15 protein-coding genes are annotated in these 13,894 nt (G+C 70.6%); 6 read left to right on the top strand and 9 right to left on the bottom strand.

Annotated elements, in window-relative coordinates:
* Positions 1–5 precede the first annotated feature (5 nt).
* The gene (locus tag ACN27F_RS18900; RefSeq protein WP_421435167.1) at positions 6–2,594 is read left to right on the top strand and encodes an ATP-binding protein; all 2,589 of its coding nucleotides are present in this window, start codon (positions 6–8) and stop codon (positions 2,592–2,594) included.
* Positions 2,595–2,860: 266 nt separating this feature from the next.
* Here the strand turns inward: ACN27F_RS18900 and ACN27F_RS18895 are convergent, their stop codons facing one another.
* Positions 2,861–3,352, bottom strand: a complete 492-nt coding sequence (locus tag ACN27F_RS18895; RefSeq protein ID WP_421435165.1) for a MarR family winged helix-turn-helix transcriptional regulator — start codon at positions 3,350–3,352, stop codon at positions 2,861–2,863.
* Between the two features lie 102 nt (positions 3,353–3,454).
* Between ACN27F_RS18895 and ACN27F_RS18890 the strand changes: the two genes are divergently transcribed.
* Together ACN27F_RS18890 and ACN27F_RS18885 are read left to right on the top strand one after the other, a co-directional pair.
* The gene (locus ACN27F_RS18890) at positions 3,455–4,030 is read left to right on the top strand and encodes a YceI family protein (protein WP_421435163.1); all 576 of its coding nucleotides are present in this window, start codon (positions 3,455–3,457) and stop codon (positions 4,028–4,030) included.
* Positions 4,031–4,340: 310 nt separating this feature from the next.
* Positions 4,341–5,822 (top strand): glutamate--cysteine ligase, encoded by a 1,482-nt coding sequence (locus ACN27F_RS18885; protein ID WP_421435161.1) that lies wholly within the window; start codon positions 4,341–4,343, stop codon positions 5,820–5,822.
* A gap of 11 nt (positions 5,823–5,833) precedes the next feature.
* Here the strand turns inward: ACN27F_RS18885 and ACN27F_RS18880 are convergent, their stop codons facing one another.
* Positions 5,834–7,129, bottom strand: coding sequence for a hypothetical protein (locus tag ACN27F_RS18880; protein WP_421435159.1), 1,296 nt, complete (start codon positions 7,127–7,129; stop codon positions 5,834–5,836).
* A gap of 125 nt (positions 7,130–7,254) precedes the next feature.
* Here ACN27F_RS18880 and ACN27F_RS18875 point away from each other — a divergent pair, with 125 nt between their 5' ends.
* Positions 7,255–8,121, top strand: coding sequence for a PASTA domain-containing protein (locus ACN27F_RS18875; protein WP_421435158.1), 867 nt, complete (start codon positions 7,255–7,257; stop codon positions 8,119–8,121).
* Between the two features lie 21 nt (positions 8,122–8,142).
* Here the strand turns inward: ACN27F_RS18875 and ACN27F_RS18870 are convergent, their stop codons facing one another.
* Positions 8,143–8,436, bottom strand: coding sequence for a hypothetical protein (locus ACN27F_RS18870; protein ID WP_421435156.1), 294 nt, complete (start codon positions 8,434–8,436; stop codon positions 8,143–8,145).
* 394 nt (positions 8,437–8,830) lie between these two features.
* Between ACN27F_RS18870 and ACN27F_RS18865 the strand changes: the two genes are divergently transcribed.
* On the top strand, positions 8,831–9,712 hold the full coding sequence (locus ACN27F_RS18865) for a helix-turn-helix domain-containing protein (RefSeq protein ID WP_421435155.1): 882 nt from the start codon (positions 8,831–8,833) through the stop codon (positions 9,710–9,712).
* Positions 9,676–9,903 (top strand): DUF397 domain-containing protein, encoded by a 228-nt coding sequence (locus ACN27F_RS18860; RefSeq protein ID WP_421435152.1) that lies wholly within the window; start codon positions 9,676–9,678, stop codon positions 9,901–9,903. The genes ACN27F_RS18865 and ACN27F_RS18860 overlap by 37 nt, the downstream gene beginning before the upstream one ends.
* 73 nt (positions 9,904–9,976) lie before the next feature.
* Here the strand turns inward: ACN27F_RS18860 and ACN27F_RS18855 are convergent, their stop codons facing one another.
* From ACN27F_RS18855 to ACN27F_RS18830, 6 genes are all read right to left on the bottom strand, one after another.
* Positions 9,977–10,582 carry a hypothetical protein gene (locus ACN27F_RS18855; RefSeq protein ID WP_421435149.1) on the bottom strand — a complete coding sequence of 202 codons (606 nt, stop codon included), beginning with the start codon at positions 10,580–10,582 and terminating at the stop codon, positions 9,977–9,979.
* A gap of 93 nt (positions 10,583–10,675) precedes the next feature.
* Positions 10,676–11,461: a 3-ketoacyl-ACP reductase gene (locus ACN27F_RS18850; protein ID WP_421435148.1), complete on the bottom strand. Its 786-nt coding sequence runs from the start codon at positions 11,459–11,461 to the stop codon at positions 10,676–10,678.
* The gene (locus ACN27F_RS18845) at positions 11,458–12,870 is read right to left on the bottom strand and encodes a hypothetical protein (protein WP_421435146.1); all 1,413 of its coding nucleotides are present in this window, start codon (positions 12,868–12,870) and stop codon (positions 11,458–11,460) included. Before ACN27F_RS18845 ends, ACN27F_RS18850 begins: the two co-directional genes overlap by 4 nt.
* Positions 12,871–12,932: 62 nt before the next feature.
* Positions 12,933–13,328, bottom strand: a complete 396-nt coding sequence (locus ACN27F_RS18840; RefSeq protein WP_421435144.1) for a type II toxin-antitoxin system VapC family toxin — start codon at positions 13,326–13,328, stop codon at positions 12,933–12,935.
* Complete coding sequence (locus tag ACN27F_RS18835) at positions 13,325–13,612, bottom strand: FitA-like ribbon-helix-helix domain-containing protein (protein ID WP_421435142.1); 288 nt, start codon at positions 13,610–13,612, stop codon at positions 13,325–13,327. The genes ACN27F_RS18840 and ACN27F_RS18835 overlap by 4 nt, the downstream gene beginning before the upstream one ends.
* Before the next feature lie 143 nt (positions 13,613–13,755).
* Positions 13,756–13,887: a hypothetical protein gene (locus ACN27F_RS18830; RefSeq protein WP_421435139.1), complete on the bottom strand. Its 132-nt coding sequence runs from the start codon at positions 13,885–13,887 to the stop codon at positions 13,756–13,758.
* Between the last annotated feature and the right edge of the window lie 7 nt (positions 13,888–13,894).

Below are 13,894 nucleotides of genomic sequence, written 5' to 3'. Positions count from 1 at the left end.
CTGCCATGAGTCCGGATCATGCTCCTGACCAGAGCAGGGTCGGGTTCGACGAACTACTTCGCAGCCGGCGGCTCGCCGCCGGGCTGACCCAGGCGGAACTCGCTGCGCGGGCCGGGGTCGGCGTGCGCACCGTCCGCGACCTGGAACGGGCACGCTCATCCCGCCCCCAGCGGACCACCGTGGACCTGCTCGTCGCGGCCCTTCACCTGACCGGTGCGGAGCGCGACGAGTTTCAGACGGCGGCCCGTGGCCAGCCGATCCGGCCGCGTCCGTCGATCCCCCGCCAGCAGGTGCCCGCGCTGGCGGCGGTCACCCCGGCCGGTGGCGCCGGGACCGAGGGCGACGAAGCCACGACCGAGTTGCCCGAGTTCGGGCGCAGCCGTGGCCTGCCACCGCCGGGCGAACTGATCGGGCGGGACTGCGACGTCGCGGAGCTGGCCGGCCTGCTCACCGCCACCGATCACACCGGCGGGCTGATCAGCCTCGTCGGACTGGCCGGCGTCGGCAAGACCAGCCTGGCGCTGGCGGTGGCCGCCCGGATCGTGGACAAGCACCCGGGCGGCACCGGTGGCATCGTGATCACCGACGGGTCGACGGTCAGCGACGTACTCACCGCGACCGCGACGGTGTTCGGTGTCGGGCGCACCAACGACCTGGCCGCGCGGCTGTCCGGCGAGCCGGCGCTGCTACTGGTGGACGCGGTCGAGCGGGCACCGGCGGCCAGCGCGGACGCCCTGCACTGGCTCACCCGCGCGGCGCCCGCGCTACGGGTGGTGGCTACCGGCCGGCACCCGGTCGGACTGCCCGGGGAACGGGTCTGGCCGGTCGCCCCGCTGGAGGTGCCACCAGCGGACACCGAGGCCGACCTGAACGCGGTCGCCGGGTACCCGGCCGTACAGCTCTTCCTGGCCCGGCTGCGGCAGGTCCGCCGGGAGCGGGTACATCCCGGCGAGGTCGGAGCACTCGTCGGACTGGTACGCCGGCTCGGCGGGCTGCCGCTGGCGATCGAGTTGGCCGCTGCCCGTGGCCGGGCACTGGACCTGAACGAGATCTTCAACCGGTACGGTGACCGCCTGCTCGACCTCGCGGGACCGCCGTCCCGGCAGGCGGTGGCGGTCACCCTGCGTGACGCGGTGGCTGCCAGTTATGCCCTGCTGAATCCGGCCGAGCGCCGCGCCGTGCGCTGGATGTCGGTGTTCCGCAACCGGTGGTCGGTGGAACTGGCCGAAGGCATGCTGGCCGAGGAACCGCCGGTCGGCGAGCACATCGATCCGGTGCCGTTCCTCGACCGGCTGATGTCGCTGGGCCTGCTCGGTGCTCGCGGTGTGGGGCCGTACCGGTTTCGCCTCATCGATGTGGTGCGCGACCTCGCGACGGAGCGGGCGGCGGCGCACGGCGAACTGTCCGCGATCCGGCGCCGGCACGCAATGCTCTTCGCGCGCCTCGCCGAGCGCTCCACCACCGATCTGGCCGGTGCCAAGCTGGTCGCCACGGTGAACCGGCTGGACGAGGTGGCCAGCGATCTGTGGGCGGCGCTCGCCCATTCGGCCAACGACGATCCGCACACCGCACTGCGGCTGGCCGCCAGCCTGCCGCGCTGGTGGCGGTTCCGGGGTCGGGACATAGCCGGCCGGCGCTGGTTGCGCCGGCTGCTCGACGATCCGCGTACCGTGGACGCGGATCCGGCGGTGCGGGCATGGGGACAGGTCGGCGTCGCTCAGCTCGCTCTGGAGCACGACGCCGGTCCGCAGGAGCTGCCGGCCGCCCGCGCGGCGCTCGCCACCTTCGTCGCGCTCGGCGAAACGGCCGGTGAGTTGGCCGCACGGGGTGCCCTCGGCGCGGCATGCCTGGCCGCCGGCCAGTTCGACGAGGCGCGCCAGCACGCCCAGGCGGCGTTGGCGCTGGCCGGGCGGACCGGCCGGGTCCGCGACATGACGCTGGCGCAGCACACCCTGGCCTGGCACGAAATCCGGGCCGGCGAGCTGCGAGCGGCCCGTCGGCGACTGGCGGCGGTGGACCGGCTCGCGGCGAGATCCGGTGAAGACCGGGCGCGGTTGCTCGCCCGGGCGCATCTCGCCGAGGTCGCTCGGTTGGAGGGCCGGCACCCTCAGGCGGTCGACCTGGGCCGGCGGGTGCTCGCCGCGCTGACCAGCCTCGGCGATCCGAGTCACCGGCGTCAGGTGCTGGGCACCATCGGGTTGGCGTTGGCGCAGAGCGGCCGGCTCGGCGAAGCCGGTGAGGCCCTCTCCGAGCTGCGGGAGCAGGCGGTGCCGGCCGAGGCGATGGACCTGCGGTCCGTCGGGCGGGCCGAGCCGAGCGGCCCGCCCGACGATTCGCGTTGCGTGTTGATCGAGGGGACGATCGCCGCCGGGCGTGGCGACCGGGAGCTGGCGGTGGAGTGGTTCGCGGTGGCGGCCCGGGCGATCGGGCAGGGGCCGAACCCTCGCGACGCGGTGGAGGCACTGGTCGGCTTGGCTGCCAACACCGAGACGGCGGCTGCCCGGTCGATGGTCCTCGACCGATTGGCCGAGGTGTGCCGGGAAACCGGGATCACGCTGCTGCCGCATGAACGGGAAGCCGCCGGACTGAGCTGACGTCCGGGGCACGACGCGGACGTCCGGCGGAGGTCGCAGCCGATCTCCGCCGGACGTCGACACGCCCCCCGGGTTGGCGCGGAGCCACCCCCAGTCCGGACTGGCCTGTCCGGAACTTCGCGCCGCACCCCCCGTTACGTTCCCGGCCGTAGGCACGGTATCCGGAGCATCCAAGCCGTTTGCGGCTTTCGTACCTGGAAGTCCGAATCGATGGTGACTTCTGCCGGTCGTTCTGCCGGTGCCGTGCTGGCGTACGGTAGTTCTTCTCACGGCGTGGCGGCGGTCGTCGCGTCACTGCCTGCGGTCGCGCCCGGATGGACCGCGTCGCGCAGATGCCGCAGGGTGTTCAGGAACTCCGTCCGTACCGGCGGTTCGAGTCGACCGGTGAACCACTGCTCGATCAGCTGTAGATGCCCGGGCAGGGTCTCGTCGAGCCGCTGCTGACCGGCCTGGGTGAGGACGGCATACGAGCTACGCCGGTCGGACGGGCAGGCACGACGGCACACCAGACCGTCGCGTTCCATCCGATCGACGACGCGAGTGGCGCCGCTGGTGGACAGGGCGGCCTGGGCGGCGAGGTCGGTCATCCGGAGTTGGTGTTCCGGGGACCGGCGCAGCCGCATGAGGACCTCGAACTCGACCGTCGAGAGGCCGTGCTGCTCGAACTGTGCCGCGAAACGTGCGGACAGCCCGGCGTGGACTTCGAAGAAGAGACCGATCGCGGTGATCCGCGGGTCTCCGGCGAGGTTCTCGGTCACCTGGTCATCCTAGCAGTGCTTGACAGGTGGAATATTGCCTAGTCTATTGTTGCTGAGGCACATGTTCGCCATTCAACTACGTGTCCCCGAGAGGCAGAAGCCATGAGCACCGACCAGAACACCCGCGAGTGGAACGGCATCGTCATCCCGACCACCGGCACCTATCAGCTCGATCAGGCGCACAAGCGCGTGGGGTTCGTCGCCCGGCACATGATGGTCAGCAAGGTCCGCGGCGAGTTCGCCGAAGCGACCGCGACCATCACGGTCGCCGAGGACCCGTTGCAGTCGTCGGTCACGGCGGTCCTGCAGGCGGCCAGCATCACCACCGGGCAGGCTGACCGGGACACCCACCTGCGCAGCGGCGACTTCCTGGACACCGAGAAGTACCCGGCCATCGAGTTTCGCAGCACCGGTATCACCTCGAACAGCGGTAACGAGTTCGTGCTCTCCGGCGAACTGACGATCAAGGACGTGACCCGGCCGGTCGAGCTGACCGTCGAGTTCGAGGGCGCCGGGCGCAGTCCGTTCGGCCAGGACATCTTCGGGTTCACCGCCGCCACCGAGATCGATCGGGAGGACTTCGGGCTGACCTGGAACGTCGCACTGGAAACCGGCGGGGTACTCGTCGGCAAGACGATCAAGATCGAGATCGAGGGCGAAGCCATCCGCCAGAGCTGACCGCCCTGGCCGACGGCCGGCCTCCCGGCCCGGCCTGAGCCGCGACGTAACAGCGGCACCCTGGTCACCTGTGAAGTGACTGGGGTGCCGCTGTCTGTGACAAGCCCAGTAGAAGACGGTCGCCGGATGTGAAAAGGTGAAACCGAGCGCTTCGACCCGCTCACTTGGGGCGATCAACGCCGGTCCGGCAGGGGGAGCCGGGGCAGTCGCGGTCGAGCAGGGGTGCACCACACACAGATGACAGGCTTCGCCGCGCCGTTCGGCCTGCGCTCGGACGGGCCGGGCGACTCCATCTCGCCGGGAGGGCATTATGGGCAGAGATGTCGCGTTGGGCGCGTCGTTCAGCCGGGAAGACCGCGTCCGTTACCGGCAAAAGGTGCGGAGGTGCCTCGACGTCTTCGCGCTGATGCTCGACGACTTCAAGTTCGATGCCGACCGGCCGACGACCGGGCTTGAGGTCGAGCTCAACCTGGTGAATCCGGATGCCGAGCCAGCTATGCGCAATGCGGAAATTCTCGCAAATCTCGCTGATCCCACCTTCCAGACCGAACTCGGGCAGTTCAATCTGGAGCTGAACGCCAGACCTCGACTGATCGAGGCGGACGGCTTCGCCGACTACGAGGCCGACCTGCAGGCCAGCCTCGCCCGAGCCGGGAACCGGGCGGCCAAGGTCGATGCCGCGATCATCCTGATCGGGATCCTGCCCACCCTGACCCCACAGCACCTGGTGCTGAACAACCTCTCCACCAACCAGCGGTACCGCGTGCTGAACGAGCAGATCGTAGCCGCCCGTGGCGAGGACATCCGGCTCGACATCCGGGGCGTCGAGCGGCTGCAGACCTACACCGACTCCATCGCACCCGAGGCGGGCTGCACCAGTGTGCAGTTCCATCTGCAGGTCTCGCCGGACACCTTCGCCAACTACTGGAATGCCTCCCAGGCCATCGCCGCGGTGCAGGTGGCACTCGGGGCGAACGCGCCGTACTTCTACAGCAAACAACTGTGGGCGGAGACCCGGATCGTGCTGTTCGAGCAGGCGACGGACACCCGGCCGGACGAGCTGAAGGCCCAGGGCGTACGCCCCCGGGTGTGGTTCGGCGAGCGGTGGGTCACCTCGATATTCGACCTCTTCGAGGAGAACGTCCGCTACTTTCCACCGCTGCTGCCCATCTGCGCGGACGAGGATCCGGTCGAGGTGCTGCAGGGTGGCGGGGTACCCGAGCTACGCGAGTTGCGTCTGCACAACGGCACCGTCTACCGCTGGAACCGCCCGGTGTACGACATCATGCACGGACGGCCCCATCTGCGGGTGGAGAACCGCGTTCTGCCGGCCGGACCGACCGTGGCCGACATGCTGGCGAACGCCGCGTTCTACTTCGGCCTCGCCCGCGAGCTCGCCGAAGCCGATCGGCCGATCTGGAGCCAGCTGAGCTTCGGCGCTGCCGAGGAGAACTTCCACCAGGCCGCTCGGCGGGGCATCGCCGCGCAGATCCACTGGCCGCAGTTCGGCGAGATCCCGGTCACCGATCTGGTCCTGCAGGTGCTGCTACCCAAGGCGTACGCCGGACTGGACCGGTTCGGGGTGGCCCCGTCGCACCGTGACCGGCTGCTCGGCATCATCGAGCAGCGCTGCCGAACGGGCCGCAACGGCGCCATCTGGCAGACAGAGTCGGTGTGGCGCGCGGAACGGGAGCGCGGGCTGGCCCGCCCCGACGCCCTGCACGAGATGCTGCAGCGGTACGCCGAACTGCAGCGCAGCAACGAACCGGTACACACCTGGCCGGTCAGCTGACCTCGTCCGAATCAGCTTTCCGCGTTCCCACTGCGGCGTGGTCGGCGGCTGCGGGCGGTGCCGCTGACCGAGGCGCTGCCCCGCGCCGGCTGGTCCGCCGCAGCGCCACCGGTCGTGGAACCAGCGGCCGTCGGTGCCGGACCGGGGCTCGGGCTGGCGACCGGGCTCGGTTCCGGGACCGACGGACTCGGTACCGCGGCGCGGGCGGACTGGTCGCCGCTACCTGCCGCAGCGGACCCGGACCGGTCCGATCCGTGCGAGGGCTCGGCACCGGTCGGTTGAGCGGGCATGGTCGGCAGGTCCGAACTGGCCTGGTGGTCGGGCCCGGACGGATCGGTCGGCCGGGGCGGCGGTTGATCGCGGCGGGCAGCTCGCCGCCGCCGCGACGCCTCCAACCGTTGGGCGATCGCGGTGACCAGGACCGAACCGGCGAGTCCGGCGATCACCGCGTACGGGGCGAGCAGATGCGCCGACAGTTGCTCCGCCCGCGGCCCGATCAGCCGGGGGGCCGCCAGGAAGTACGCCGCCGCGATCAGGACCGGTCCCACGCCGCCGGAGACCGCCGCACCGATCCGGCGGCGAGCGTCACGGGCGGCCGGCCATGCCGAAACAGCGCCGATGATGAACGCCGAGCCCAGCGACAGGGCGGCACCGGGCAGGTAGTAGTTGCGGAACCAGTAGTGGTCGCTGTCCTCGGTGATCTGCCAGACCCCGAGCTGAGCCGTGGTCAGCCCGGTGCCGGACAGTACCGAGTCGACTACGGCGACCACGGCGAGCAGCCATAGCCAGCCGACGGTGGCGATCGCGTTGATCGCCGCTGCCCGTGACGCGATCACCCAGATCGCCATCAACAGCCCGACGACCGCCCCGACCATGGCGTAACCGGCGGCGATGGTCTGCGGAGAATAGGTGTCTGCCCGGGTGGCGCTGCGCGCCGGCACGGCGACCAGCGCGACGGTGAGCATGCCGCCGACCGCGGCGGCGGCCGCGAGGGCCAGCCGCCAGAGGCTGGCGGTGACGAGGTTGTCGACCGGCTCGGCCGGATCACCGCCGGCCCGCCGGCCGGCCCCGGTCGCCGGGGCCGCCAACCAGTCGGCGACGACCGCGCCGATCACCACCGATGTCGCGGTGATCCAGGTCGCCCAGGCAAGGCTGGCCACCCATGCGGCTTCACCACTGCTGCTGTCGGCCGACGGCAGCCATGCCACGATGCCGAGGCCGTAGCCCAGGCCAAGTTGCGCGGCGCCAGTGCCCGCGGCGATGCCGGCCGCGGTGGCGACCGATTTTCCCCAGCCTCGTACGGCCATGCCGGGCACTGTAGCGGGCTTGGCCGCCACCGGCGACTCGTGGGCATCGCCCGCGTCGCGCCGGTTCGGGCTAGCTATGTTGACCGGTACCGAATGTCACGCCCGCTGGTACGGAGGGACATGCCATGGTCGACAGGCCGCGAGATCCGCAGGGTGAGGGCCCGACAGGTCCGGGTGCCGGTCGCGACGAGGGCTGGGACGCCAAGGACGGAGCAGGGCGGGAACCGGGTGACTACACCCGCCAGTTGCCTCGTCCGGTTGATCCGTGGGCCACCCGTGCGGGTGCGCCGCCGGACGCCACCAGGCCCGGAGAGATGACCCGGCCGCCGGACGCCACCCGGCCGCAGGACGCCACCGGGCCGGACCAGACCTCGACGGCACCCGACCAAGGACCACCCGCCTGGTCGGGCCGGGCCGGCGTGCCGGTACGGCCACCGGCCACCGGCAGCGGCGGACCCGGGGACTGGGACGGGCCGCCGCCCGGTGCCGCCCGCGACGGACGGCCGTGGTGGTTGCCGATCCTGATCGGCATCCTGGTGTTGGTGCTGGTCGCACTGATCGGGGTACTGATCTGGTGGCTCGGCACGCTCACCGACGGGGGCGCCGAGGACCAGCAGACGCCGGCACCGTCGGCTACCGCCACGGCGTCGCCACAGCAGACCGAGCCCACACCGGAGGAGTCCGAACCGGACCCGGAGCCCACCACCGCCGCGCCGCTGGTCCCCGTACCCCCGCTGCTCGGCCTGCCGGAGGCGCAGGCCCGCGCCTTACTCGACAGCCTCGACCTGGACTACGAGCTGGAGTGGCGGGATTCCGATCAGCCCGCCGGCACGGTGATCGAGACCGACCCGCCGGCCGGGGAGCAGGTGCCGCCGGGTACCGAGGTCCTGCTGGTGATTGCCGCGTCGAACGCCGACCCGTCGCCGGAGCCGAGTCCGGCGCCGACCGAGCCGACCGGCGAGCCACAGGGCGACGATGACGAGGCGGACTGAGCCGGGTCGGCCAGCCGAGTCTCAGCTGGCCCGGGCGGACACCGCCGGCGCCGGGGCAGCGGACCGGCGGCTGGCCGCTCGGGCGGGCAGATCGGCCACGGCCCGCAGCCGGCGCAGCCCGTCGAGCCGGACGAAGATGGAACGTCGGTCCACGGCGTCGCCGGCCGCGTTCAGCTCGTACCCGTCGAGCCAGATCCAGCCGTGGTAGGTCTGCCAGTCGTGCACCCGGATGACCCGGAAGAGAAGCGGTTCGATGAACTGTACGCTGGCCGCGCGGGTGACGTGGAGGACTTCTCCGGAGCGGGGGAGTAGCACATCGACTCCTGTTCCGAGTGCCGTTGTTCGACGGAAGCCGGGCATGCCGAACCGGCCAACGACGTGGCGTGGGTATGCCGGACAGGGGCACCGTCGCGGCACGGCTTCACCGCGGCGGCACGGGCGATCGATAAACGCTGAGTGACGCAAGCCCTACGGAAAGATTGCACGACCGTCGCGTCGGATGCAAGTTGCACATGGCTTCTGTCGTACCGCGAAAACCGCTCGCGGGATTGCTGCTTGAAGTCCTACATGTACGCGCGGCAGACTGAACGTGATTCTCCCGCGTCGGCTGCCACCCTCGCGCCGTACGGCTGCTCACGATGTTGGATCTCGTCCTCGACCGCGCGAGCGGGCTTGCCGGCTGCCCCTACCCCTGTCCGGAGGTGACCCGGTGACCGAACGCCGAAGCCCGACTGTCCGGCGCCGCAGACTCGGGGCCGAGTTGCGCCGGCGGAGGGAAACCGCAGGAGTCACGATCGATACGGTGGCCGAGCGGTTGGAGTGTTCCGCCTCCAAGATTTCCCGCATCGAGACCGGGCACACCACGGCGACCCCGCGTGATGTCCGGGACATGCTGGAGATTTACGGAGTGTCCGGCGCCGAGTCGGAGGAACTGGTGCAGATCGCCCGGGAGGCGCGGCAGAAGGGCTGGTGGCATCCTTACTCGACGGTACTCACCGGTGCCTACGTCGGCTTCGAGGCGGCCGCGCGGTCGGTTCGGGCGTACGAGCAGCAGGTGGTCCCGGGTCTGTTGCAGACCGCCGAGTACGCGCAGGCCATGATCCGGGCGGCCCGCCCGGACATCACCGACGGAGAAGTCGAGCAACGCGTCCACGTCCGACTCAACCGCCAGTCGTTACTGACTCAGGACGACCAGATCGACGTGTGGGTGGTGCTCGATGAAGCGGTGCTGAGCCGGCCGGTCGGCGGCGACGCGGTCATGCGTGCCCAACTGCGCCGGCTGGTGGCAGCGGCAGACATGTCCAACGTCACGTTGCAGGTTCTCCCCTTCGAGGTGGGAGCGCACGCGGGCATGGATGGGACGTTCACGATCCTCGACTTCCCGGAGCCGAGCGACGCGGACGTCGTCTACGCGGAGAACGCCACCGGCGGACTCTTCCTCGAAAAAACCGACGAATTACGCAAATATCTCTTCATATTTGATCATATTCGAGCGGCGGCTCTTCCTCCGGACGAGTCCGTCGCCTTGATATCGAAACGCGCAGAGGAGCCATTATGGACATCGAGGTCAAGGGGCTTCGGGTCGACCTGAGCCAGGCCGTTTGGCGTAAGAGCTCGCGCAGTGGTCCGAATTGTGACAACTGCGTCGAAGTGGCCTTCGTCGATCAGGCGATCGCGGTACGCGACTCGAAGAACCCGACCGGACCGGTGCTGATCTTCACCGCCGACGAGTGGGACGCCTTCGTCGGCGGTGCTCAGGACGGCGAGTTCGACCTGATCTGATCACCGGAGCCGCGTCCGCCACACTCCGGCGGACGCGGTCGGGTCCTTCTCCGCCGGTCCGAGGATCGGCTGTTCAACGTGTGGTCGGACCGGACCGGACGGGTGCTGCCGGCGACAGCGCGCGTCCGGTCACCGCACGTTCAGCGAGCTGACTGTGCCGCAGCGCGTGCCGGACTCCGGCCGCGACCAGGGCGACCACGATCCCGGTCAGCATGAGTCCGCCGGTCGAACCCGCGGCAACTGTCGCTGCACCGGTGGCCCTGGCCACCGCAGGCAGCAGCGCGACACCGGTGACCAGCACCGGCAGTGCCGCCATCGGGTGCGCCGCCTCGGCGAGCAACCCGGGCGGATTCGGTGCCGCCGCGGTGGCCAGGGCGCCGGCACCGGTCCGGATCCGGCGCAGCCTCGGCACCGTCATCACCGCGACGACCAGGGCCGGGGCGGTGGCCAGCGCCGCCGCCCGCAGAGCCCCTGCGCCGTCGTCCGGGTTGGACGACGTCAGCCCCCACCCGAACGCGGCGGCGAGGCCCGCCAGTCCGATCAGGACCAGTGCCAGCAGCCCGGTGGCCCGCCGGCGCAACGCGGCCGGGCTCGTCGTCGCCGGCAGTCCGTCGGCGACGAGCGCGGCGACCAGCCAGACAGCGGCCAGCGCCAGCCAGCCGAGCAGATCGAAAGCCATGCCTCCGATCCTGCCGGCCGGCCGGTGCCGGCACATCCGGGCTCGTCCCCGGCTCGTCCCTCACCCGCCACCCGTAAGGGCCCGCCAGGACGACTACAGGGTGCGCAGGTGGAAACCGCCGTCCACGTCGAGCACCTGGCCGGTGCTGAACGGCAGCAGGTCGGTCGCCACCGCCACCACGGCCCGCCCCACGTCCTCCGGCTGTCCCCACCGGCGGATCGGCGTCAACCCCTGATTGAGGATCAGATCGTCGTACTTCGCCCGCACCGGGCCGGTCATGTCGGTGGCGACAATGCCCGGCCGGATCTCGTAGACGTTGATCCCGTGCTCGGCCAGCCGCGCGGCGTACAGCTGGGCGGTCATCGCCAGGCCGGCCTTTGCCACGCAGTAGTCACCCCGGTTCACGCTGGCGGTGTACGCGCTGATCGACGACACGATGACGATCTTGCCGGCGGTGATCACCCCCCGCGCCAACTGGTCGATCATCGTCCGGCTCACCAGTTGGGTCAGGAAATACGGACCCTTCAGATTGACGTCGATCAGCCGGTCGAACGACTCCTCGCCGGCTTCGAGCAGGTCGGCCCGTACCTCTGGCGCGATGCCGGCGTTGTTGACCAGCAGGTCGATCCGGCCGAAGTGGTCCACCGTCGCGGCCACCAACCGGTCGCGGTCGGCGGCGGCGGAGATGTCCGCCGGCACCAGCAGGGCCTGCCGGCCGGCCGCTTCGACCTGTTCGCCGACCGCCGTCGCGGCGGCGGCGTTGCGGGCGTAGTTGACCACCACGTCGTACCCGGCCCCGGCGAGCGCGAGCACGATCCCCCGCCCGATCCCACGGGAGCCGCCGGTGACAATCGCTACCCGGGCGCTCGTTGGACTCACCGGGCCGCCGCCGCGGGCGACGGGAACCGGGTCGGACCGAAGAACGTGTAGTACGGCTCGTCGCGGGCCACCCGCTGCAGGTAGAGCGCGAGCTCCCGGGCGTGGTAGTCGCCCCACATGCTGGATTCGCCGTTGGGCACCCGGTGACCGGCCGGCACGTGGTCCCAGCCGTTGGGCCGGTGGTAGACCGAGTGCCGGATCAGGCCCTGGTGTCGTGGATCGGCGCTGAGGTACGGCTCGTCGAACAGGGTGTTCGCCACGGTGAGGCCGGCCTGCCAGTAGCGCCGCCCGGCCTCGTCCTGGCCGAGCCCGGTCAGGTAACGGCCGAGGCGCAGCAGACCCTGGGCACCGATGCAGGCGGCCGACGAATCGACCGGCTCATGATCGTTGTACGGGTCCGCCGGCCGGTCCAGGTAGTCATCGAGTGCGGCCAGACCCGGAGCGCCGGTGTCCCAGTAGGGGATGCCGTCGGTCGGCGTGTGTTCGAGGTAGAAGTCGCAGGTGGCGGTGGCCGCCTTGAGTAGCATCGCGGTCACCTCGGCCCGCCCGCCGTACGGTTCGAGGTCGCTGTCCGGCAGCACCGCCAGGTATTCGAGCTGCTCCGCGAAGCCGAGCATGGCCCAGGCCAGCCCGCGCGTCCAGGTGGTGAACGGCGAGTAGCCCTGCTGGGTGCTCGGGCAGCGGAACCGGCCGTCGTTGACGTTGAAGATCGACTCGTGGGCGGTGCGACCGCGCAGGTCGTAGCTGTCCCGGCCGTCGCCGTAGAAGACGTTGTACCGGGCGGTGTTGGCGGCATGCTCGATCAGCCGGCCGAGCAGCGAGATCCGCTCGTCCTGTTCGCCCATCAGTGCGTGGCCGAGCAGGTGGGACACGGCCAGCGCCCGGCAGGAGCGGATGGTGTCGACGAACAGCGACTGCGGGCCGTTGAACGAGTAGATGTAGCCGGTGCCGTCGGCGGTGTCCCGCCAGCGGGCCGCCTGCACCGCCCCGGTCAGCTTGAGCGCCAGCTCGTAGAAGTCGCGCTCGGCGCGGTCGTGCGGGAGCCGTCCTTCGGCCATCAGCCGCCACAGGTTGCCGTACGTGCTGACGTTGTTGAAGCCGTGGTCGTGCACGCCGATGTGGCTGACGTGGCTGGCCATCACGGCGACGGTCAACTCGCGGGCGGAGTCCAGGAACCGCTGCTCGCCGGTGGCGTCGAACTGCAGCAGGGCGGAGCCGTACTGGAAGCCCTGGGTCCACTCGGTCCAGCCGCGCGCGGCGTACTGGCCGTCGACGGTGAAGACCGGCGACGGCGACCCTGGCGGGCAGGTCTTCTCGATCGAGTCGATCTTGTGGGCGGAGGCTTCCCAGAGGCGGTCGATCCTGGGTTGCAGGCTGGCCGGGGTTAGCGAGTCGTCGATCCGAATCATCGGATCAGCATAGGAAAGCGCTTGCCTAGGCGGAAGACCTGACCACCGGACCCCACGTCCCGCTATGCGACGAGTTCGACCCGGCAGTAGGCGCTCGCCGCCCGAGCGAGTTTGCCGTCGGCGGTCACCAGCGTCAGTGCGCGGCGTTCCGCGAGGGCGACGTAGGGGGCGTCGTACGCGCTGATGTTCGCCTTGACCTGCCACATGCGGGTGAGCAGATCGTCGATCGGCACGGTGTCGACGCCGAGGCGGCCGATTCGGTCGACCGCCCGCGCCGCCATCTCGTTGGTGATCTTCCCGCCGAGGGCGAGCCCTCGCATGACAGAGAAGACCTCGACCTTCCAGTGTTCCGGTGCCGCCCACTCGGGATCGCGACCCAGGACGGCGCGGGCCTTGCGGCCGCGGTCGTCACTGTAGACGAGCACGCTCGCGAGGACCGAGGCGTCGACGACGATCACGCGACGTCCCGCCCGGATGGCGCGGAGTCCGGGAAATCCCGTTCAGCGCGGGAACGGGCGAGCAGGTCGGCGGCGTCAGGTGCGGTCGGTCCGGCTCCGCCGCTGCGGTCGTCGAGTTCGTCGCTGAGCTCGGCGAGGAGCTGCCGGTTGCGGCAGAAGTCAGCCTGACGGTTGAGGACCGCCAGCAGGTACGCCTGCAGCGACTGGCCGCGTTCGCGAGCCTGCTGGGCCAGGAGGTCCCGCACCTCCTCCGGCACGTCGCGGATGGTGAGCACCACAGTCATGACTTCAATTTGAATTCGTTATGACTGCATAGTCAAGTCCGCCCCGGCTGCGGCAGCAGGATCTGCTCACCCCGGCCGGTCACGCCGCCTCTGACATCGGCTTGTCGATCACCGGGCCGTCACCGTCGAACGGGCCCTGCAGGTCATGGGCAAGGCTCGGCCCGCATCAGCACGAGGTTCTCCTCGTCGCGGCGCTCCAGGATCACGTCGGCATCCGCCAACGACGGCAGGACCTGGGACGGACCTCGCAGGAACCCGGCCCGCCGAACCGCCAATGGTGGG

The organism is Solwaraspora sp. WMMB335 (assembly GCF_049179075.1).
Lineage (GTDB): Bacteria > Actinomycetota > Actinomycetes > Mycobacteriales > Micromonosporaceae > Micromonospora_E.
Note: the sequence above shows the minus strand (reverse complement) of the source record. Positions and strands in the feature narration are given on the sequence as shown.